At 54.5% G+C, this 20,522-nt stretch carries 14 protein-coding genes; 5 read left to right on the plus strand and 9 right to left on the minus strand.

The window, feature by feature from the left end; translation table 11 throughout:
- Positions 1 to 5 precede the first annotated feature (5 nt).
- From FH603_RS07040 to FH603_RS07060, 5 genes are all read right to left on the minus strand, one after another.
- A complete protein-coding gene (locus tag FH603_RS07040; RefSeq protein WP_186736751.1) occupies positions 6 to 1,661 on the minus strand; it encodes a glycerol-3-phosphate dehydrogenase/oxidase in 1,656 nt (551 codons plus the stop codon).
- Between the two features lie 96 nt (positions 1,662 to 1,757).
- Complete coding sequence (locus FH603_RS07045) at positions 1,758 to 2,375, minus strand: Cj0371 family chemotaxis-regulating polar lipoprotein (protein WP_186736752.1); 618 nt, start codon at positions 2,373 to 2,375, stop codon at positions 1,758 to 1,760.
- 97 nt (positions 2,376 to 2,472) lie between these two features.
- Positions 2,473 to 3,225, minus strand: a complete 753-nt coding sequence (locus FH603_RS07050) for a hypothetical protein (RefSeq protein ID WP_186736753.1) — start codon at positions 3,223 to 3,225, stop codon at positions 2,473 to 2,475.
- Between the two features lie 94 nt (positions 3,226 to 3,319).
- Positions 3,320 to 4,882: an alpha,alpha-trehalase TreF gene (gene treF / locus FH603_RS07055; protein WP_186736754.1), complete on the minus strand. Its 1,563-nt coding sequence runs from the start codon at positions 4,880 to 4,882 to the stop codon at positions 3,320 to 3,322.
- Positions 4,883 to 5,025: 143 nt separating this feature from the next.
- Entirely contained in the window at positions 5,026 to 6,615 is a 1,590-nt protein-coding gene (locus FH603_RS07060; protein WP_186736755.1) for an N-acyl-D-amino-acid deacylase family protein, read from the minus strand.
- Positions 6,616 to 6,852: 237 nt separating this feature from the next.
- On the opposite strand from FH603_RS07060, the gene FH603_RS07065 reads away from it, so the two are divergent.
- The 4 genes from FH603_RS07065 to FH603_RS07080 all read left to right on the plus strand — a co-directional run bounded on the left by FH603_RS07065 (position 6,853) and on the right by FH603_RS07080 (position 11,637).
- Positions 6,853 to 8,817 (plus strand): M1 family metallopeptidase, encoded by a 1,965-nt coding sequence (locus FH603_RS07065; RefSeq protein WP_186736756.1) that lies wholly within the window; start codon positions 6,853 to 6,855, stop codon positions 8,815 to 8,817.
- Between the two features lie 108 nt (positions 8,818 to 8,925).
- Positions 8,926 to 9,306, plus strand: a complete 381-nt coding sequence (locus FH603_RS07070) for a hypothetical protein (RefSeq protein ID WP_186736757.1) — start codon at positions 8,926 to 8,928, stop codon at positions 9,304 to 9,306.
- Positions 9,307 to 9,369: 63 nt separating this feature from the next.
- Positions 9,370 to 9,864, plus strand: coding sequence for an NADH-quinone oxidoreductase subunit C (locus tag FH603_RS07075; RefSeq protein WP_186736758.1), 495 nt, complete (start codon positions 9,370 to 9,372; stop codon positions 9,862 to 9,864).
- 120 nt (positions 9,865 to 9,984) lie between these two features.
- Positions 9,985 to 11,637 (plus strand): hypothetical protein, encoded by a 1,653-nt coding sequence (locus tag FH603_RS07080; RefSeq protein WP_186736759.1) that lies wholly within the window; start codon positions 9,985 to 9,987, stop codon positions 11,635 to 11,637.
- A 189-nt stretch (positions 11,638 to 11,826) separates the two neighbouring features.
- On the opposite strand, the gene FH603_RS07085 is transcribed toward FH603_RS07080, so the two are convergent.
- The 4 genes from FH603_RS07085 to lpdA all read right to left on the minus strand — a co-directional run bounded on the left by FH603_RS07085 (position 11,827) and on the right by lpdA (position 19,632).
- The gene (locus FH603_RS07085) at positions 11,827 to 13,263 is read right to left on the minus strand and encodes a SusD/RagB family nutrient-binding outer membrane lipoprotein (RefSeq protein WP_186736760.1); all 1,437 of its coding nucleotides are present in this window, start codon (positions 13,261 to 13,263) and stop codon (positions 11,827 to 11,829) included.
- Between the two features lie 50 nt (positions 13,264 to 13,313).
- The gene (locus tag FH603_RS07090; RefSeq protein ID WP_186736761.1) at positions 13,314 to 16,496 is read right to left on the minus strand and encodes a SusC/RagA family TonB-linked outer membrane protein; all 3,183 of its coding nucleotides are present in this window, start codon (positions 16,494 to 16,496) and stop codon (positions 13,314 to 13,316) included.
- A 245-nt stretch (positions 16,497 to 16,741) separates the two neighbouring features.
- Entirely contained in the window at positions 16,742 to 18,106 is a 1,365-nt protein-coding gene (locus tag FH603_RS07095) for a M28 family peptidase (RefSeq protein ID WP_186736762.1), read from the minus strand.
- A 125-nt stretch (positions 18,107 to 18,231) separates the two neighbouring features.
- Complete coding sequence (gene lpdA / locus FH603_RS07100) at positions 18,232 to 19,632, minus strand: dihydrolipoyl dehydrogenase (protein WP_186736763.1); 1,401 nt, start codon at positions 19,630 to 19,632, stop codon at positions 18,232 to 18,234.
- A 175-nt stretch (positions 19,633 to 19,807) separates the two neighbouring features.
- On the opposite strand from lpdA, the gene FH603_RS07105 reads away from it, so the two are divergent.
- A complete protein-coding gene (locus FH603_RS07105) occupies positions 19,808 to 20,389 on the plus strand; it encodes a hypothetical protein (RefSeq protein ID WP_186736764.1) in 582 nt (193 codons plus the stop codon).
- Positions 20,390 to 20,522: the final 133 nt, after the last annotated feature.

Consider the following 20,522-nt stretch of genomic DNA (forward strand, 5'->3'; position numbering starts at 1 on the left):
TTGGGTCAGACGCGTAACAGCGCCTGCTGGTGGGCTGGAAGACCCGCCTGTTTGGCAAACGACCCCAGCAATGCCTGATATGAACTTACGTAGGCAGCACGCTGCGTTTCGCTCCAGCCCAGTTCCTGGGCCATCAGATCGGCAACTGTTGGTGTCAGGCTGGCGGTGAGTTGCCAGTTGGAGAGTTCAAGACGCCAGCGTCGGGCGAGAACATCGCGGGGAGTAACGGCCATTTCATGCCGGACCTGATACACGACTTCGGCGTTCAGAAAAGGCAGGGTATCTGACACCCGCCGGGCCAGGTGCGGTTGCTCATCGATCAACTGGGCCACCTGGCTGGCGCGTGTACCATAATGCTGCAGGAGATGATGACACACATCGGTAGGCAAGCCGTACTGGTTTTGTAACGTTTGCCATTCCTCGAATCGATAATTCTCCCCACCAACCAGGAAATGGGTTTCGGTAGCGCTGGCCACCGATTTGCCCAGTAGTTCGCCCGCCCGGTCGATGGCGTCCTGCGCCATAAGCCGATAGGTTGTCCACTTGCCGCCGAGCAAGCTCAACAAGTTCGATTCAGGATCGTGCTCAACTTCGTGGTCGCGGAGGAGGGTTTTTGTATCGGCACGGCTGCTTACGATCAGCGGACGGATACCGCCAAAACCCGCCTGAACAGCGGCTCTGTCGGGAGTTTTCGCCAGGTAGGGGCGCAGTGTCTCCAGTAGATAATCGATTTCCTGAGGCTCCAGCACCGACTCCTTTGCCAGATCTGTATAATCATCGTCAGTGGTGCCCACGAACACGTTATCACCGAATGGAATGGCAAATACAACGCGCCCGTCGACGGTGCTGGGAATCAGCATGGCGCAATCACTTTGCAGCGTTTCGCGGGGTAAAACAATATGGACACCCTTGCTGGGCCGGATGCGCTGTTCGAGCGATGGATTAGCCAGCAGCCGGATGGAGTCGGAGTAAGGGCCTGTACAGTTTAAAAAAAGCCGGGCCCGAACTGGAAATGTGTCGCCGGTTAGCTCATCGCGTACCAGCGCTGTCTCCAGTCGACCATCATGCCGGTCAAATCCTGTTACAGAAACGTAGTTAACAACGGTGGCTCCTGCTTCATCGGCAGAGTGGGCCAGTGCCAGCGCATAGCGGGCGTCGTTCAGCTGACCGTCGTAGTAGAGCACCGCGCTATGCATCCGGGTTGTTAGGGTAGGCATTTTAGCCAACGCCTGTGCCCGACTTAACCAACGGCCTTTTGGGAATGAGTCCTGCCCGGCAATAAGGTCATAAAGGGTCAGGCCAATGGTAATATATAACCCTTCGAACGCACTGAACACGGGGGTGAGCAGTGCCAGCGGGTGGGCAAGATGAGGTGCATTTCGCAATACGGTCCGGCGTTCGGCCAGGCCATGGCGAACCTGCCGGAGTTGAGCCAGGTCGAGTTTTTTGATGGCCTGCTCCAGGTAGCGCACCCCACCATGAATGAGTTTTGTTGAGCGGGAGGAGGTTTCCCCCGAAATGTCGCCCCGGTCGATGAGCGCAACCCGGTAGCCGCGTAAAGCCGCATCCAGGGCGGCTCCGGCTCCGCTGGCCCCGGCTCCAATGATGCAAATATCAACTGTCTCTTCCCGTAGCCGCTTCAGATTTTGTTCCCGATTCATAAACCAAATGTACGGAAATTGATCGACGGGTTCTACAGTCGATCAAGCTAATTCGGTCGGTAACAATTAGATAACAAGCCAGCGGTCTGATGGTGGTTACGACGAGAAACCACGGCTGCGTCCCCCGCCAAAAAAGCCGCTCCGCCCGCCCGACGGGCGAACCGTGCGGGTAACGCGTGAGGATCGTACGGTTTCGCCTAACCGTGACGAGCGCTGGTAGAGGCCCTGATTGGCATAAACTCCCGACCCATAGCGTTGGCGGTCGTTCATGTACTGGCCCGAATTACTTCGGCCAAGCATATAGCCCAGGCTGCCCCAAAGCAACACGTTGGCCAGGCCATTATGATGCATCGAGCCATAGGCTGATGGGTTGTCTCTGTAAGTGCGCGTCGACTCGTCGGTGTCGACGAGTTTTTTAGCGGCTTCGACGCTCAGTGTGTCGCGGTGCCCATCGGCATAACTGACAATGGCGCCGGCCTGTCCTGCCTGGGCTGGCACTTCATCAGTAATTTTGAAATTGCCGGGCGCCGTTTCCGTAATGTATGTTCGAACGCCTTTGCCGAAACTGGTTTCGGTCCGTTCGGCCTCATCCGACCCGTTAGAGCCGCAGCTTTGGAGCATGGCCGTACCAGTAAGCAGGGCCAGACTGAGGGTAGTGCTGAAGGTAATGTCTTTTACGCGCCGGAGAACGGCGTGTTTGCGGGTCGGTGTCATGATCAAACAACGTGATGTTCACCTGCTAAACTACCAGAACGTGCACAGGGTTGCAACCCGATTCGGATAAGTTGCTCCCAGGCGAAGCAAGCGGTCGCTAGAACGGACGAGTACTGCTGCCGAATAGCAGGGCTACACCCGCAGATACGTTGATGGTGTAGATGGTACGGGCGCTGCTGTAGCGTGAACTCTCCGAGCGGCCGTTAATGCTCTCGGCGCTGGATGATAAATTGTTGAAGGTGAACTGGGCGTGGTTATAATCGCCGTTGAGGTGTAGCGACAGGCCCGGACTAATCCGGTAGCGCAACGACAAGCCACCTCCCAGGGCCAGTGTTTTATCGTGTGTCCCTTTTGTTTGCATGAGTACACTCACCGCCCCATAATTTCCGCTCATAGTGGTGCTGGGTAGAACCGTACTGGCTTGCCCGGCCATCAGCCGCATATCGAGTGTAAACCGGCTCATTGGTATACTCAGGTAGGGGCCAGCCATTACCGTTGTTATCAGCCAGTCTTCGGCCGTTGCGATCCAGCGGTCGGTTCCGTTCTGATACAGATTAGTAAGGAGCGCAGGCGTTTGAATGGCATTGTGCTGTTGGTCCAGCCGCACCATGAGCCCTATAGGCCCCAGTAGCCGGTACCCTGCCGAAAGGTTCAGGGTGCTGCCCTTGCTGGCCATACCAGCCTGCGTATCGGTGGGTAAGCAGCTGGCAAACCGACCCATAGGTATGCTGCTGCCCGCCGATATCATTAAAAAACCTTTTTTATCCTGGTGCGACAGGATAAATGATTTCTGGCCATAAGCGAGAGTCATTATCCCGCTCATGAGTAAGGTTATGATCGCTTGTTTCATAGCAAGTTACGGTGTAATGGCCGAATGGAGCGGTATTTGAAGGGCTCTCTCAAAATCGATGCCAAAATCACTTTTCTTGCCAGATAGTACGCTGCTATGTTATCTCTTTTACTTTGTCGGCCATTAGCCGCACGTAAACCCCGTTTGTCCAGCCGAAGCCGTCCTGATTGGCGTATTCGCCCCCGCCGGTCGTTAGGGACGCATCGACGACATTATACTTCTCCATCATTTTTCCCGTCGCTTTGAACACGTTGTCGTTGAGTACCAGCCAGCGATCACGACCCAGACAGGCCGTTTCGGTGAAGCCATAGTTGGTCAAACCCTGGTAAACGATCCACTGCAAAGGAGCCCATCCGTTGGGCCAGTCCCACTGTTCGCTGCTTTGCTGAAGGGTTGTTACCCAACCACCCGGCTGCAAAAAGTCGGCTTTGAGCCGCTCGTGAATGCGAGCGGCCTGCCGGGGCGTAGCGAGGTTGACGAACAGCGGAAACACGCCCGCTAAAGTCAGCATGGGCGTTTGCTGATTGGCCACCGCATCGAAGTCGTGGAAGAAACCGGTCTCGTCATTCCAGAACGTTGTCTGGATCTGCTGGGCGCGCACGGTAGCCAGGGTACTGTACCAGTTTGCTTCTCTGGTCATGCCGGCCTGCGCGCAGGCATCGCGGAGGGTGGTTTCCAGGTGATAGAGCAGGCAGTTCAGATCGACAGGTACAATGTCGATCGTGTGGATGGTGGCCATCGTCTGCTGGTCGCTAAACCAGCGGCTGCTAAAGTCCCAGCCCGATTCGCAGGCTGCCCGGATATTGGTATAGAGCGTCTCGGGCGTGATACCCAGGGGATCGGTCTTTTCGGTCAGCTCAATTTCCTGGCGGTAGGCTTCGGGCCGGGGTGTAGGCGTGTCGTCCCAGTACCGGTTGAGTTGCCCGCCTGCCGGTAATTGTACCATGCGCTGAACAAATCGCTTTTCGCTGGTCAGCTCATTGGCTCCTTTGTGCCAGAATTTAAACTCCCGCTGTAATTGAGGTAGATAATCGACCAACACACTGGATTTTTCCTGTGAGGTTCCGTTGCTATCTGCCAGCAAGTTCACCATCAACCCGAAGAAGGGTGGCTGCGACCGGCTCAGGAAATACGTTCGGTTACCGTTGGGGATAAACCCGAACTTGTCGATCAGGTGGGCAAAGTTTTCGACCATGCCCCGGATCAGGTCAATGTGGCTTGGGTCTGTCTTGCCGGACTCGGCCAGGCCCAGCATGGTGAAATAAGTGTCCCAGTAAAAGATCTCTCTGAACCGCCCGCCCGGCACGACGTATCGATGGGGTAGCGGCACCCGTGAATCATAGTCGTCCGGCTTGCTGTCGGCAGCTCGCGTGAGCCAGTCCCAGAGCCGGTCGATGTGTTCAGAGGTGCTGACGGATGTATCACTGACATAGTCTGAACCGGCCGCCGTAGGAAAGGTGAAATGCTCCCGTACGAACGCCATCAGATCGAAGTCGGGGCTGGCATTTTTCGCTTCGTACAAAGCTAGCAAAGCCGCCGGCTCCTGTTTCGGTACGCAGTCTACAAAAGTTTTGGAATCGGCAAAAATGCCGCTCAGTTGTACGTCGTCAAACAAATCCCCCAGAAGCTCGTCAGGAGAAGGTGGTGTACTAAGCATAGTTTAATTAAACAGATTCGCAGCCATTCGTACTACAAAGGACGACAAATGCCCACGAACGGCAATAACCACGTGGCATCGATGTGGGAATGAAGCTGCCAGACAGCGCCCGCCAGTAAGCCTGCCTTAACCCGCATCCTGTCTCAGTTACTATGTCCCGGCCCCATCAATAACTGGCCGGGGCGCTGACCTGTGTGTTTGTTGTTCTCAATAACGGGAGTCCCGTTTACGAGTACCCATGAGATACCCGTCGTGTAAGCATGGGGCTGGTCATAGGTGGCACGGTCGGCAACGGGTTTCTCGTCGAACAGAACAATGTCGGCTGCGTAGCCAGGTCGCAGCAGACCGCGATCGGTTAGCCGGAATCGCTGGGCTGGCAAGGACGTCATCCGCCGGACCGCTTCTTCCAGAGAAATGATATGTCGTTCGCGTACATACCGGCCCAGCACGCGCGCGTTGGTGCCATAGGCGCGCGGATGCGGCATGCCTGACCCTGGCGTGGCCACACCCGCATCCGAAGCGATCATGGTGTTTGGGTACCGCAGAATGGTTTCAACGTCTGTTTCTGACATGGTGTGGTAAACCATCTGAACCCGACCCATAGTGGCCCGCTCCATGAGTTCCATCACCAGGTCCGCTTCGGTAGCCGCCGAGTTCTTTCGCCCCAGTTTATGATTGATGGCGCTGATGCTCATACCATTGAAGGTGGAATCGGGTTTGTAGTTGGCAACAACGGCGTACTCATAATTTTTGCGCTGGTTCTTCTTCAATCCGTCCAGCATCTCGCTTCTGATTTTGGCGTGAGTCGCCGGGTCACGAAAACGGGCCCGTACGGCCGAGTCGCCATCGGCCAATGCCCAGGAGGGAACGATACTGGCCAGCGACGTGCTGGAAGCCGTGTAGGGATACTGGTCTATGGTTACGTCGAGCCCTTCCCGACGGGCCGCTTCGACCAGCTCGATGGTCTCGGTGCTTTTCCCCCAAAGGGGTTTGCTGGCTATTTTAAAGTGAGATATCTCGACGGGTATTTTAGCCTCACGGCTAATCAGAATAGCTTCTTCAATGGCCTGCTTAACGTTTTGGCCCTCGTTGCGGATGTGCGACGCGTAAACCCCACCATACCGCGAAGCCATCTTTGCCAGGTTCACGACCTCGGGTGTCCGGGCGTAGGTGCCGGGGGTGTAAATCAAGCCGGTAGACAGTCCCACGGCCCCATCTTTCATGGCCTGCTCCACAAGCGCTTCCATGGCTTCCTGTTCGGTGGCGGTCGGCTCCCGAAAAACCAGTTTCATGACCTTCATCCGCACCGTGTTATGGCCGATCAACGAACCCACGTTTACCGAAATGCCCTGTAACCGAAGGGAATCGAAATAGGAACGAAGGTTGGCGCTCGATCCGCCACAATTACCCGTAATCATGGTTGTAACACCGTCGTGGATAAAGTTAGGTGCTCCGGGCTGCGCTTCCAGACTACCTTCTACATGTGTATGAACGTCGATAAAACCGGGGGCAACTATAAGGCCGGTCGCATCGATGGTGCGTTTGGCATTCGTAGCATCCACCACTCCCACGCTGACAACACGCCCATTCTGCACGGCTACATCGGCGTACACCCAGGGGTTCCCCGTTCCATCGACCACGCGGCCATTTTTAATGACAAGGTCGTAGGGTTGAGCCCCGGTCAAAAAAGGAACGAACAGATAAAAACACAGCGCAAGGAAACGGTAATGCATGAGGTCAGGCGAGCAGGTTTTCCGGAATCAGTTTCTTTCTCAATATGGCGCTTTTTTGTCTGAATCCAGTATTGACGGTGAGCCGATCCTATAGCCGCAAAAACAGGGGCGGTCTATACTGACATAATTCATACATTTGATCGATAACCGTAGCCAGCCAGCACGTGACTCTATTTCTGCCACGCGCTGAAAACCAGATACTCGTTTACCATCATGCATTTCATACCTCGACTGCGCATGAAACAACTTTCGCTTCTTCTGCTCCTGTTGGGTACCGCGGGTTTCAGCCGTGCCCAGTCAGCGAAGCCCCTTTTTGTGCCACCATTGAGCCCGCGTCTGGCTAATTACACCATCGACGTGTCGCTCGACCCGGTTACCAAAAAACTTACCGGTCGCGAGACGCTGACCTGGCGTAACCCATCCAGCGATGTTGTTCGGGAGCTACAGTTTCACCTGTATCTGAATGCGTTTCGCAATGAACAATCAACATTCATGCGTGAGTCGGGTGGGCAATTGCGGGGCAATGAAATTGAGCGTAACGGTAAAGACAACTATGGCTCCATCGAGATTACGTCGATGAAAAGGCGGGGTAACGCAGCGGGTGGTTCGGAAGCGCTGGCTTACCAGTTTTTTCAACCCGACGATACCAACCGGGACGATCGTACGGTGATTCGGGTGCCGCTCGGTAAGCCGGTCGGGCCGGGGGAGACGATCGTGCTCGATATTGCCTTCAAGGCGAAACTGCCTAAGATATTTGCCCGGACGGGGTTCAGCCGCGACTACTTTCTGGTGGGTCAGTGGTTCCCGAAAATTGGCGTGTATGAGCCGGCCGGCACCCGGTATGCGACCACCGGACAGTGGAACTGCCATCAGTTTCATGCTAATTCTGAGTTTTATGCCGACTATGGTACGTATGATGTTGGAATTACGACACCAACCGAATACTGGGTTGGTGCGACGGGGTTGATGACCGGCGAGAAGCGCGGGCCCAATAATACCAAGACCACCCGCTGGCATGCCGAAGACGTTGTGGATTTCGCCTGGACAGCATCGCCCCATTTTCAGGTCGTTACCGGTAGGTGGAAACGGCCGTCCGGGGGTGCGGTCAACATCGAACTGCTGATGCAGCCGGAGCACGCTCAGCAGGCACAGCGGCATATGGACGCGGTTATAGCGGCTCTTGCCTATTTCCATAAACACCTTGGCCCTTATCCGTTTCCTAACCTAACCGTGGTCGATCCGCCCCTGCACGCCAGTGGATCGGCGGGCATGGAATACCCAACCTTCATCACGGCCGGAACAGCCTGGTTCGTACCTGACGGTGCGCGATTCCCGGAACTGGTGACGGTGCATGAGTTTGGGCATCAATATTTCATGCAATTACTGGCCAGTAATGAATTTGAAGAAGCGTGGCTCGACGAGGGCTTCAACCAGTATTACGAAGGGCGCATTATGGATGACTGGTACGGCCCCCGGTCGTCGCAGTTCGACTTGTTTGGCTTCAAAATGGGCGATCTGGAAAGCTCACGCGACCAGTATGTCCACCAGGATAACCCCGCCATTGGTTCGTCCTTTGGCAACACCTGGCAACTGCCCGAAGACCAGTATGGCGTGTTGACCTACGCCAAGACGGCCACCTGGCTGCGCACACTGGAAGGGCTGGTAGGCAGGCGGGTGATGGATGAGATCATGCAGACGTATTTCATCCGGTGGCGATTCAAACACCCCAATGCGAACAGTTTCATTGCTATTGTGAATGAGATTGTACCCCGGCGGCTTGGTGCCAAATACGGCCCCGACATGAACTGGTTTTTCGATCAGGCGCTCTATGGCGACAAGGTCGTTGACTACCAGCTGTCGGCCATCAAAAACAACCGTAAAAATGGCCGTGGGCAATCAACGGTCACTGTTCAGCGAAAGGCCGACGGACAGATGCCGGTCGATGTGCTGGTTCATTTCGAGAACGGGAAGGAGCGGATGATGTTCTGGGATGGCAAAGACCGGCAGCGAACCTTTACGTTCAACGAAAAGTCGGATGTTGTCTGGGCCTACGTCGATCCAAAGCAAAAAATCTACATGGATACCAATCTGAATAATAATAGCCTGACACTCCAGCCATCGTCGGCGCCCGCGGCTAAATTCGCCATGAAGTTCCTGTTTTGGGTCGAGAACTGGATGCAGTGGCTGGCCTGGCTGGCGTAGGCATAACCGCCGTTGTATGCCGTGGTGTGACACCACAGACAGGAGCTGTCACAATTAACAAAATCCAACTGTTGGTAATTGAGGAGGGTCTATTGTCAAAAAGAGCCCGTGAAAAACTCAACTATTTACATCTATATATTGATTATTAGTGCTATTTCCTGCACGAAACCGGACGAGGTAGTGGTTAAACCCATTCCTGATTTAGGGCCAGTTTACGAAGTTCAGGGAACGCTTTCTGATTATGCCGCCGTTGATGGTTGTGGTTTGCGGCTTTCCATCGAACAGGATTCTGTAACTACCAATGAGTACGGCATTAGTGATCAGTCAGCCCCATTGATACAAAAGTATGTTACGTATACGAACGCAGTGGCTCATTTGAAAGCAACAGTTCGTTTTCAGCATACGGGTCAAACAAAAAAAGTGTTATGTGGATTTTCTGGTTTAAAACCGTTTAAGGAAGTCGTTCTATTATCCATTCATCCTCAATAGTGTTACCCAGTACCGCACGCTGTCAGGTTCTCAGCCTGACACCACAGACACACGAAACGACCAATGACTTTCTCTGAACTAACCGACCTGCTGGCTACTCAATTTGGCGCTGACGTACTCGTAGCCAACACCACAAATCCACAACCCTATCTTACTATTCCTGCTGACCGGCTTGTTGAGATCTGTCAGTTCCTGCGCGACGACGAGCGGGTGTTTTTCGATTTGCTGGCTTGTGTAACAGCGATCGATAATGGAGTCGACGCCGGTACAATGGAGGTTGTATATAATCTTACGTCGATCCCTTACGAGCATAATCTGATGCTCAAACTACTCGTGCCGCGTGGTCCCGGCGGAAGCCGTTTACCAGCTGTACCGAGTGTGGCACACATCTGGCGCACCGCCGACTGGCACGAGCGCGAGGCTTTCGACCTGATGGGCATCAATTTTACCGGCCACCCCGACCTGCGCCGGATCTTGCTGCCTACCGACTGGAAGGGGCACCCGCTACGCCGGGACTACCAGGAAGACGAACAATATCATGGAATAAAGACAAAATGAGGGTCATGTGGGTTGGTAGATAGCAGGTATAGGCCGGGTCTTGTCCGTTCCGCAGAATGAAGTCGTACTTTGCGCAGTCAACACTCTATATTTGACAATCTACATTCAACATTAGTTTTTATGCAGTACAGCTGCGCACTACTTCTCTGTCTGCTCACATCGTCGCTATCCGTTGCCCAGACGGACTCTGTTATTGTGACGGGGCGCATCAAAAATCTGTCGGCCCGGCTCTATCGGGAGTCGCCAACTGTGCTTGTCAGCCGCAATAATGTTCTACAGGCCAGTCGTGAACTGGTCCGGCCAGCTCCGCTCAATGTCGACGGTACGTTTCGGGTGGCTATGCCGCTGATCTATCCGCAGGAAGAAATGTATTTTAACTACGGCCGTATCTCAACGGCTTTCCTGGCCGCACCAGGTACGCTGACCATTGACCTGGATGCCGATTCGCTGTTTACTACGGCGGTTCCGTTTCGGTTTGGGGGCGTAAACGCACAGGTGAATAGTCAGTTTGCCCGCTATAAAGCGTTGGAAGCGGCTATGCCCGCAAAGCCAAACAACGAAAAATTGTCTGAGCAGGTACGCTCCAAAGACGCCCCCGAAACTTACCGGACCGTATTGTCGACTTATCAGGGTGCTTTTCGGAATTTTGCGGCTGGTCAAACTGTCTTTCCGCTGGTAGGGCGCTGGATTCAATCGACAAATCGCTACATCGCGGCTGGGTTCGTTTACGACAAAGCTGTTGCTGACCTGACAAAGCTGCCGGTATCCCTGAACGATTCGCTTCGCCCGCCCGGTGATCGGTTACTGACCGCATCCCGGGCTGTAGCCATGAACCAGTTTGCCAGTTATGCATCGACCCGTGTTTCGATACCGCAGACCAGTTCGAGTGCGGGGCTAAGCGTTCGGTCGCTCTCTACCTTGCTGCTGCGCTATGGCCGTAACCTGACCGACACGGAGCAAACCCGCCTTCGGGGGTATATGGAAAACGAAAATACCGCGCGAGGGTCAGATCTGCGGTTTTTTCAAAATCTGGTGAAGCGGAGCAGTGATACCATTCAGCGGCTGGCCACCTACGAAAACCTGATCCAGCGCAGTAAGGAGGAGTTCAATGAAGAGTCTGTAAACTACCTGACCGCTTACTGGCTGGCCAACTCGCTGCCTACGCTCACGCTCGATTTTGCCAAACTGCTCTACAGCTATGCCCGCCCACAAATTACGGACCCGCAACTGGCTCAGTCGCTCGATGAACTATACCGGCTGGAAGTAGGCGACAGTGTCCGGGTTCAGGCTGCTTTAAAGACGCTACAGCAACAGTCGGGTAAAGCCAGCAGTGCCGAAATTTCGCCGGGGGTATTTGTCACCCGCAACCTGTCGGGCGAGGGTTCGGCCCTGTTCGATCAACTCATTGCGGCTAACCGGGGTAAAGTGATTTATGTATTGCTGACCTCGATATCGTCGGATGTGGAGCGCCAGGCAGCACTCGACGCGCAACGGTTGCGCCGTACCTACCGAAGCCGGGATTTCGCTCTGATTTATTTACCTGTCCTGGGGGGCGAATCTACGTTATGGGCTGAGTTCGCCACGAAGAACAACTTGCTGGGCGACCACCTCATGCTCTCCGAACCGCAGCTGAACGATGCCGCTCAACGACTACGGCCCGAAAATGAGATTACAGCTACCGTCATCAACCGGGTTGGAAAGATCGTAAAACGAAACGCGCCCTTGCCGGGCGCGTTCGAGGAGGTCAGGAAGGTAATCGAAAAGAATTTTTGATGGTTTTGCCAACCCTGCCAGTGGTCGAAGACCCTGGTAGTGGTTGACAAAATGAGCGTTCGATCCGCTCAACCACTACCAGGGTCTATCACTACGACGTACTAATCAACCACTACCAGGGTCTTATCACTATGATGTTACCACTCAACCACTACCAGGGTCTACGACCACTGGCAGGGTTTCGGGCGCTTACTTAGCCCACCAGAGTTTGGTTTGCATGGTGTTGGCTCCGCCCATAGCAGCCAGGGCCGCTTTGAAGTTGGGACCGTTCAGGTTTTCTTCCGACGACGGGTAAGGAAGCCGGGTTGGAATCATACCGGCGTTGTAGTTCTGAGTCGGCACTTTCAGGGCTGGAATACCCGTTCGCCGGTACTCTGTCCAGGCTTCGATCTCCTGCCCGAACAGAGCCAGCCATTTTTGCTCCAAAACCTGCGTTCTGGCCGCGTCGCCGGTAGCGAGTTTGTTTACCGTGAGGTAATCGGCCGGGACGGTCAGGCCAAACTGGGTCATAGAGGCCTTTATGCCCTCTTCGTAGGCTTTCGCAGCATCACCGGCTGCCGTAACACCTTTTAAGGCAGCCTCCGCTTTAATGAAATTCAGTTCGGCAAACGACATCAGCACACCCGGCGTGGTAGCGGCTACGAAGTAATCACCGATTTTAGACGTTCTGGCGAGGCCCAGGTTGCCCGCGTCGACGTTGCCCAACCCGTTGGGAACACCCACATAATCGCCACCACTTTCTGCTTTTTTAGCATAGACCGCCAGCCGGGGATCATTCAGGGATTTTAACTTATCGACCAGCGTTTTCGATACCCGGTGATCGTCGCGGGTCTTACGGTTCTGATTCAGTGGGTTGTTATTGGGCGCAGCCGCCAGGTACATCAGTTGTACGTTGTCGGCATTCGACGCCATGACAGGGTACTTGGCCGGATCGCTCAGGATACGCTCCATCTCTGTTTTGGCATTAGGCGAGTCGGCTTTCCCCAGCATCCGGTTCAGCAGGCGCAGACTCAGCGAGTTGGCAAACTTCTTCCACTTGCTCATATCTCCTTTGAACAGGATATCGCCATCGGCGTTAACTGCTTTTGTGTTGATCAGTTCGCTTGCGCCTTTCAGTTCGGCTACCAGTCCGGCATACACATCTTTCTGAGCATCGTATTTAGGGTAAACCGTACCCTGTGTGCCCAGTAGCGCTTCCTTATACGGAATGTCGCCGTAAACGTCGGTTAGCTGAGAGAAAACGTACGAGCGCATGATGATGCCAATGGCCTGATAGTTTTCGTTGCCTGAGCTTTTGCCAAGTTCTATGAGCTTCTGGTAACTGGCGTTGGCTTCGATATACAGATTAAGCCAGGGCGTATCCTGCGTATCGGTCGTGAAGTTGAACTGGTCGATCTCCGTATACTGAATCCGGGCCAGGTGCTGCGACCAGAGCGGTCCAACATCGAGCCCCAGCGAGCCCCCCACAACCGAGTTGGCCGTGATCCGGATGGCGTGGGGCAGCAGTAGTTCGGCTGGTAGACTAACCGGGTCGTTGGGATTGGCGTTGATCGTGTCAAAATCCTTCTCGCAGGCCGTAAGGCTGAACAGCGACAGGGTGAACGAAAGAAAGAGTGCCTTTTTCATAGTATGTGATACAGTGCTGTTGCCAGTTTGAAACAAAGCACCGCGTTGGTTTAGAAGTTGAAACCTAAGTTAAAGCCAATGCTGCGGGCCGATGGCAGGTTGCCATTCTCGAAACCCTGTACGTTGCCGTCGCCGTAGAAGCTGGTTTCCGGATCGATATGCGGCACTTTGGAGTAAAGCAGCGCCAGGTTCCGACCAACAACCGAGAAGACGACACTCCGGATTTTGGCACGGGCCAGTAATTTGGACGGCAGCGTGAACGACAACCGGGCCTCGCGCCATTTTACATAATCGGCGTCGAACATGTAGGCTTCGTTGTTATTGCGGTTGTAGAACGTATGGAAATACGTCTCTGCCGAAATGTTCGTCGTGTTCGGCGCGTACGTCTTCGTGCCGTCGGCGTTAACGGTTTCTACCGTACCGTTGCCCACAATGCCTGTTTCACGGCCTTCCAGCGTTTCTTTCAGCACACCCGTGTAGCGGCCGATGTTGATCGAATGCGCAAACAACTGTCCGCCCACCCGAACGTCGATCAGTGTGCTGAGCGTAAAGGCTTTGTAGCTGATGGTGTTTTGAAGACCACCCGTCCACTTCGGCATGATGTTGCCAATTACTTTTCGATCTGACGATACGACCGAGATGCCCGACTTGTCGAACAGGTAGTTGCCCTGCGGATCGCGGGCGTAGTAGGTGCCGTAGAAGTTGCCATAAGGCGAACCCGGCCGGGCTTCCAGAATGACGTTACGGAGCAGCGCACCTGTGTTGATCTGGTAGTTGGTCAGACCGCCCAGGTCGACCACTTCCGAGCGGTTGCGGGCGTAGTTGACCGTTACATCCCACCGGAACCCACCCGCCGACTTCACCGGCGAGCCGGTCAGTTCTACTTCCCAGCCCGAATTACGGATTTCGCCGGCGTTGATGATGCTGGTGGCGTAACCCGAACTAACGGGTACGTTGGCCCGCAGAATCTGGTTCGAAGTAGATTTATCGTAGTAGGTTACCTCCGCATTCAGGCGATTGCCAAATAACCGCGCTTCGACACCGGCTTCGATCGCCCGCGTAATTTCGGGTTTCAGCGCGCTGTTATAGATCAGGTTGTTCTCCGAAAATGTTGGCGTTGTACCCCAGGGACTTTCGGCCTGGTATACCTGCTGAATGGCGTATGGGTCGGTGTCGTTACCCACCTGCGCCCAGCCAGCCCGTATTTTCAGGTACGGCAGCGTATTCGACTGGAAACCGAGCATATCGGTCAGTACGGCGCTTCCCGATACCGATGGGTAGAAGTAGCTCCGGTTGCCAACGGGCAGCGTGCTCGACCAGTCGTTGCGGGCGGTCAGGTCGAGGAACACGTAGTCACGGAAGGAAAAACCCGCTGAGCCGTAGAGGCTGTTCACTACTTTCTGGGTGTTCCGATTGTAGACGTTCAGGCCAACGGCCGAGTTGGAAATGTTATACAGGTTCGGGATGCGCAGTTCGGGCGCTCCGAGGTAATCGCGCTGGAAATATTCGGACCGCCGGTTACCCCCCACGTTGATCGTAGCCCGGATGTCGCCGAATGCTTTGTCGGCCGTCGCGAGGAAGTCGGTGTTCGACTCGCGGGTGAAGACGTTATCCTCGAAGAATTCCCCGTTGGGCAGGCCCACACCGCGCGCCCGTTTGGTGGTGCGCCGGTCGATGCCGTAGTCGGTACCGGTACGGCCCATGATCGACAGCCACTCCAGCGGCTTATAGATCAACTGTACGTTACCAATAATGCGATCCTTATCGTTGGCGTAGGTCTGCCGGTTCAGCACGTAGTAGGGGTTGTTCCAGTAATTGGTATTCCAGTTGCGCTGAACGGGCCACTGGCTGGGATCGGTGCCGGGCTGTTCAAATTGCTTGAGGTCGTTCAGGTCAACCTGACGCCCGAACCAGGTCCAGTAAAGCGGCAGGTTCTGCCGATTGTCGGAACCGTCACGAATGTAGTTGATCGAGGCCCGGGCCGTCAGGTTCTTGCTCAGCTGATAACCCGCGTTGAAGGCGACCGTATTGCGCTTGTAGTTCGTGTTGGGGTACATGCCTTTCTGGTAAAGGTTCGTGAACGACAACCGGAAATCGGCTTTGTCGCCCCCGCCCGCAATGGCGATGTTGTTGGTCGTGGTAACCCCCGTTTCATGAAAGTCTTTCACATTATCGGGATGGGCTATCCAGGGCGTTGCCGTACGCACGCCGTCGGCACCGACAGGCGAGTTGTACTGCGGCAACAGCCGACCGTCGAGCCGGGGACCCCAGCTTTCATCGACACCGTCACCAACGCCACCGCCCTTGCCATCGACATACGAAAACAGCCCTTTAGAACCCTGGCCATACTCGTTTTGATACTCCGGCAGCCGGAATGGGCGGTCGAAGGTGACGTTTGAGTTGATCGAGACACCCAGCCCTTTCTGGCCCTTTCCTGATTTTGTCGTGATCAGAATAACGCCGTTGGCCGCCCGCGAGCCGTAGAGCGCGGCTGCGTTGGCCCCTTTCAGTACGGTGATCGTCTCCACATCGTCGGGGTTGATTGCGGCTGCACCGTTACCGTAATCGACCGTTGTGTTATTGGTATTGGTAGCCGAACTGCTCGGGGCGGTATTGTTGCTGCTGTTGATGATGGGGATACCATCGACAACGAACATCGGCTGGTTGTTGGACCCGATGGAGTTGGCACCCCGGATCATAATGCGCGACGACGCACCCGGCTGTCCGTTGGAGTTCGTCACCTGCACGCCCGCAATTTTACCCGACAGTGCGTTGATCAGGTTTGTAGGCCGGGCCTGTGTCAATTCTGCGCCTTTCAACTCCTGAATGTTATAGCCAAGCGCTTTTTTGTCCCGCGCAATACCCAGCGCCGTCACAACGACTTCGCCCAGTTGCGACGCATCTTCGACCAGGGTAATCGTTAGTTGCGTTTGGTTGCCCAGGGGCAGTTCCTGCGAAATGAAGCCAATAAAAGAAACCGTAAGGGTGCTGTTGGGGGCGGCACTTAAGCTAAAACCACCCTCGGCATCCGTCACGGCACCAACCGATGTTCCTTTAACAAGTACGTTGGCACCGGGCAGCCCCGCACCATCCGTTTTTGACAAGATTTTTCCTGTAATCTGTCGGGCTGTCTGTGCCCATCCGGCCGAAATAGCCAGTATCCAGATGGCCACCAGCAATACGTAACGCGGCCATACAGAGCCTGGCTTAGCGTAAGTAAAATTTTGTTTCATGGGTAGTTCGGTTGTAATAAGACATTAGCAGATACTGTGGCAAGTCGTCAAAGATACCGAACAAAAAGAAGTCTTTGCGTTTATATGGATACGTAATGTTCTATAATTATTAATAATTACAAAATATAATTGGGTTAATGCTATTTTGATAAGTTGTTCGGCGGAGGCATGAGATAGACAGGAATACACAAAGAAGCCCGGCCACTGAGGAGTAGCCGGGCTTCTGGTAAGGGCAAAGTTATGGATTACAAGCCGTGCTGATCGAGCAGATAAACCAGAGCCGCCATAGAGGCCGCACCCATTTCCAGTTCGCGCTGGCTGATCGTCTCAAAATTGTCGACAGGGGTATGGTGGTAGTCGAAATACCGCTGTGAGTCAGGCTTAAAACCGAACAATACCGTTCCCAGTTGGGCGAGCGGACCAATATCAGCGCCACCGCTGCCAGGGCCGATCTCGGCTAAACCATAGGGAGCCAGCAGGGGTTTCCAGGGCATCACTTTTTCCCGCTGCTGGGGTGTACCCACAATACCGAAGCCCCGGGGGGTGAAGCCACCATTGTCCGACTCGACGGCGGCAATGTGCTTCTCATTGTTAGCTTTGGCCAGGTCGGCATATTTTACCCCCCCGCGTAACCCGTTCTCTTCGTTCATGAACATGACGGCCCGAATGGTCCGCTTGGGTTTAAGGCCCAGCGTTTTCATGATCCGCAGTACTTCGATGGACTGCACACAGCCCGCGCCGTCGTCGTGAGCGCCTTCGGCCAGATCCCACGAATCGAGGTGACCGCCTACAACAATGATCTCGTCGGGTTTCTCGCTTCCCTTTATCTCGCCTACGACGTTATACGATTTGGCGTCGGCCAGTGTTTCGCAGTTCTGTTTGAAATAGAACGTCAGATTCGGATTTTCTTTCAGTGATTGGCTCAGCAGATCGGCTCCGTTCGTGCTGATGGCGGCCGAAGGAATCAGCGCCACACCGGTACCGTACCGAAGCCCACCGGTATGTGGATTGTCATCGTGAACGTTCGTCATTGAGCGAACAATGGCACCAACAGCACCCAGCTTGGCGGCTTCGGTCGCCCCGTTGGCCCGCTGATCGACAGCTCCACCATAGGCTTCGAACGTATTGATCTTGGTGGGGTCCATGGGGCGGTTGAAAAAGACGATCTTGCCTTTCACTTTTTCAGCGCCCAATGCCCGCAGTTCGGGGAAGTTCTTGACTTCGATGATGCCTGCTTCAACGCCTTTTGGACTCGTAGCTACTGAACCACCCAGGGCCGCAATGGGTACAGTGCGCTTCTGGCTACCGATGTGGATATAGGCTTCTTCCTTTTTGCCCCGAACCCAGTATGGGACCATGACTTCCTGCAAGAACACCCGGTCGAAGCCTTGTTGCTCCATCACCTGCTTGGACCAGTCGACGGCTTTCTGTGCCCCCGCCGATCCGCTGAGCCGGGGGCCAATCTGCTTGGTTAGTTGGCGGAGCCACTCGTAGGACTTGCCGTTGCCGAGTGCTTCGTTGTAGATGTTTCGAATCATGACCGAGTCGGCAGTTTGGGCGCTGGCCACACCCGTCAGCAGACCCAGGAAGAGGGTAAGTGTTTTTTTCATAGCAGGTTGTATTGGTTAAGCAAGCAATATACACAACAAAGCCCGGCCACCTTTCAGTAGCCGGGCTTTTGACCGTACCGCGGACTTCAGTCCGTGAATTCATCGTGTGCGGACTGAAGTCCGCGTTACATGTTGATCGCGCGGTTATCCGTCGCGGCCAGGCAGGCTTCTTTGAAGGCTTCGGTATAAGTCGGGTGGGCGTGCGACATACGGCTGATGTCTTCGGCCGACGCCCGGAACTCCATAGCGACAACGGCTTCGGCAATCATATCGGCTGCGCGCGGTCCAATGATGTGAACGCCCAGAATTTCGTCCGTTTCTTTATGGGCCAGTACCTTCACCAACCCGTCGATGTCCATACTCGCACGGGCCCGGCCCAGTGCTTTGAACGGAAACGAACCGATTTTATACGGGATACCTTCAGATTTCACTTCCTCTTCGGTATACCCCACAGCCGCTACTTCCGGCCAGGTATAGACGACGTTCGGAATCAGGCGGTAGTGAATGTGGGGTTTCTGGCCGACGATGGTTTCGGCAATGAACGTACCTTCCTCTTCGGCTTTATGAGCCAGCATGGCACCCCGAATCACGTCGCCCAGGGCGTAGATGTGGGGAACGCTCGTGCGGAGGTTGTTGTCGACTTCGATCTTGCCCCGGCTGTCGGCCTGTAGACCGGCTGCTTCCAGGTTCAGACCGTCGGTATAAGGACGCCGACCCACCGAAACCAGGCAATAGTCGCCCGTTAAGGTGATCTGTTTCCCGTCGGGCGTGTCGATACTTACTTCGACCTCGTCGCCCTTGTTCTCCACTTTCGTGACTTTATGCTTGAAATAGAAATCGGCACCGAGTTTCTTGATTGCTTTCTGAAGCTCTTTACCCATCGTCTTGTCCATCGTCGGAATCATCGAATCGGCAAACTCGATGAACGATACTTTACCGCCCAGCCGCGAGAATACCGAGCCGAGTTCAGCACCGATAACGCCCGCGCCAATAACGATCATGTGTTTGGGCACCTGCTCCAGTGTCAGCGCTTCGGTCGAGGTGATGATACGCTTTTTGTCGATGGGCATCGATGGAAACGACATCGGTTTCGAACCGGTGGCTATGACAATATTTTTACCCTTGATGGTTTCTTCGCCACCTTCGGTTTTGGCGATCTTAACCGTATGCGCATCCACGAACGAGCCCATACCGTAGTAGGTATCGATCTTGTTCTTCTTCATCAGAAACGCAATGCCCTTCGTCGTCTGATCGACAACTTCCTGCTTCCGGAGAACCATTTGCGGCATGTCGACCTGCAAATCGTTCAGTTTAATACCGTGTTGAGCGAAGGTGTGGGCTGCATTATAGTAATGCTCCGACGAGTCGAGCAACGCCTTCGACGGAATGCAGCCGACGTTCAGGCAGGTACCACCCAGCGTTGGGTATTTCTCAATAATGGCCGTTTTTAGTCCGAGCTGGGCGCAGCGAATGGCGCCGGTGTAGCCGCCCGGTCCCGAACCAATGATGATAACATCGTATTCCATATTTGCAGATTTTTTGAGGGCTTGCGTGTCAAAAACTGGAAACGCAGGTTGTTCTGTTAAAAAGCATTGTAACTGCAAATTTGGTTCAGAATTCGATTGCCCAAACCGATTTCCTAAAAAACGTGTTGGTGATTCAGAATGGCCCTCCAGCTCCGGGGCCAAATCGTTTCGGTTTATGCGCTTCGTTTACTCAGGTTGTCTCTTCTTCACGCTGATCGTCAGCAGTTGTTCCAGCCCTACTCAGGATAATCAGCCCAACGTCTATTATGACATCGCGGGCTACGTTAAGCGCCAGATTGCAGACCTTACGGCCCGCAAACCACTGGTGAACAAACAGGTGCGGATTAACGAAAAAACGAGTCGGCAGGACACGCGCGACGTCAACTGGAGCCGGGAACTGGAACTGTTCGCCCAGGCCGATATCAACAAACCGGCGCTGCGCAGCAGCTATCAGATTACCCGGCCCGATTCTTTAACATACCAGTATACACTGAAGCAATCGGAAGAGAATCTAACTGTTCGCTCATTACGGGTGCAGCTGGACTCGGCCACACGCCAGCCGCGCCGGATCGAGGCTGTTCTCCAGACCGATAACCCGCTCTACTCGTCCGAACGCCATGTCGTTATGGAAAGCGGTGCCGTCGGGCGTAACCAGTGGCAGATGCGTCAGTACAAAGTGTTCGGCTTTCAGAAACTGCCTTATTTCGACAAAAACGAATTTGCCGTGGAAGGGATGGTCCAACCATTAAAACCCTAGCCCACAATTTTAATTGTGGGGACGTGGACGCAAACGGGGGATGCGACCGGAACGGGAAACGGTAATTAACCCAATATATGATTAACGCCAAATGCCCTCCGGTTGAAACCGGGGGCATTTGGCGTTAACCGGT

The organism is Spirosoma utsteinense (assembly GCF_014282275.1).
In the GTDB taxonomy this organism is placed as follows: Bacteria; Bacteroidota; Bacteroidia; order Cytophagales; family Spirosomataceae; genus Spirosoma; species Spirosoma utsteinense.

Excerpts from the sequence above, each read along its gene's own strand:
- FH603_RS07105 (WP_186736764.1), top strand. The coding sequence starts at position 19,808 with ATGCGCTTCGTTTACTCAGGTTGTCTCTTCTTCACGCTGATCGTCAGC.
- FH603_RS07095 (WP_186736762.1), bottom strand. The coding sequence starts at position 18,106 with ATGAAAAAAACACTTACCCTCTTCCTGGGTCTGCTGACGGGTGTGGCC.
- FH603_RS07045 (WP_186736752.1), bottom strand. The coding sequence starts at position 2,375 with ATGACACCGACCCGCAAACACGCCGTTCTCCGGCGCGTAAAAGACATT.
- treF (WP_186736754.1), bottom strand. The coding sequence starts at position 4,882 with ATGCTTAGTACACCACCTTCTCCTGACGAGCTTCTGGGGGATTTGTTT.
- lpdA (WP_186736763.1), bottom strand. The coding sequence starts at position 19,632 with ATGGAATACGATGTTATCATCATTGGTTCGGGACCGGGCGGCTACACC.
- FH603_RS07065 (WP_186736756.1), top strand. The coding sequence starts at position 6,853 with ATGAAACAACTTTCGCTTCTTCTGCTCCTGTTGGGTACCGCGGGTTTC.
- FH603_RS07075 (WP_186736758.1), top strand. The coding sequence starts at position 9,370 with ATGACTTTCTCTGAACTAACCGACCTGCTGGCTACTCAATTTGGCGCT.
- FH603_RS07080 (WP_186736759.1), top strand. The coding sequence starts at position 9,985 with ATGCAGTACAGCTGCGCACTACTTCTCTGTCTGCTCACATCGTCGCTA.
- FH603_RS07060 (WP_186736755.1), bottom strand. The coding sequence starts at position 6,615 with ATGCATTACCGTTTCCTTGCGCTGTGTTTTTATCTGTTCGTTCCTTTT.
- FH603_RS07050 (WP_186736753.1), bottom strand. The coding sequence starts at position 3,225 with ATGAAACAAGCGATCATAACCTTACTCATGAGCGGGATAATGACTCTC.
- FH603_RS07090 (WP_186736761.1), bottom strand. The coding sequence starts at position 16,496 with ATGAAACAAAATTTTACTTACGCTAAGCCAGGCTCTGTATGGCCGCGT.
- FH603_RS07085 (WP_186736760.1), bottom strand. The coding sequence starts at position 13,263 with ATGAAAAAGGCACTCTTTCTTTCGTTCACCCTGTCGCTGTTCAGCCTT.
- FH603_RS07040 (WP_186736751.1), bottom strand. The coding sequence starts at position 1,661 with ATGAATCGGGAACAAAATCTGAAGCGGCTACGGGAAGAGACAGTTGAT.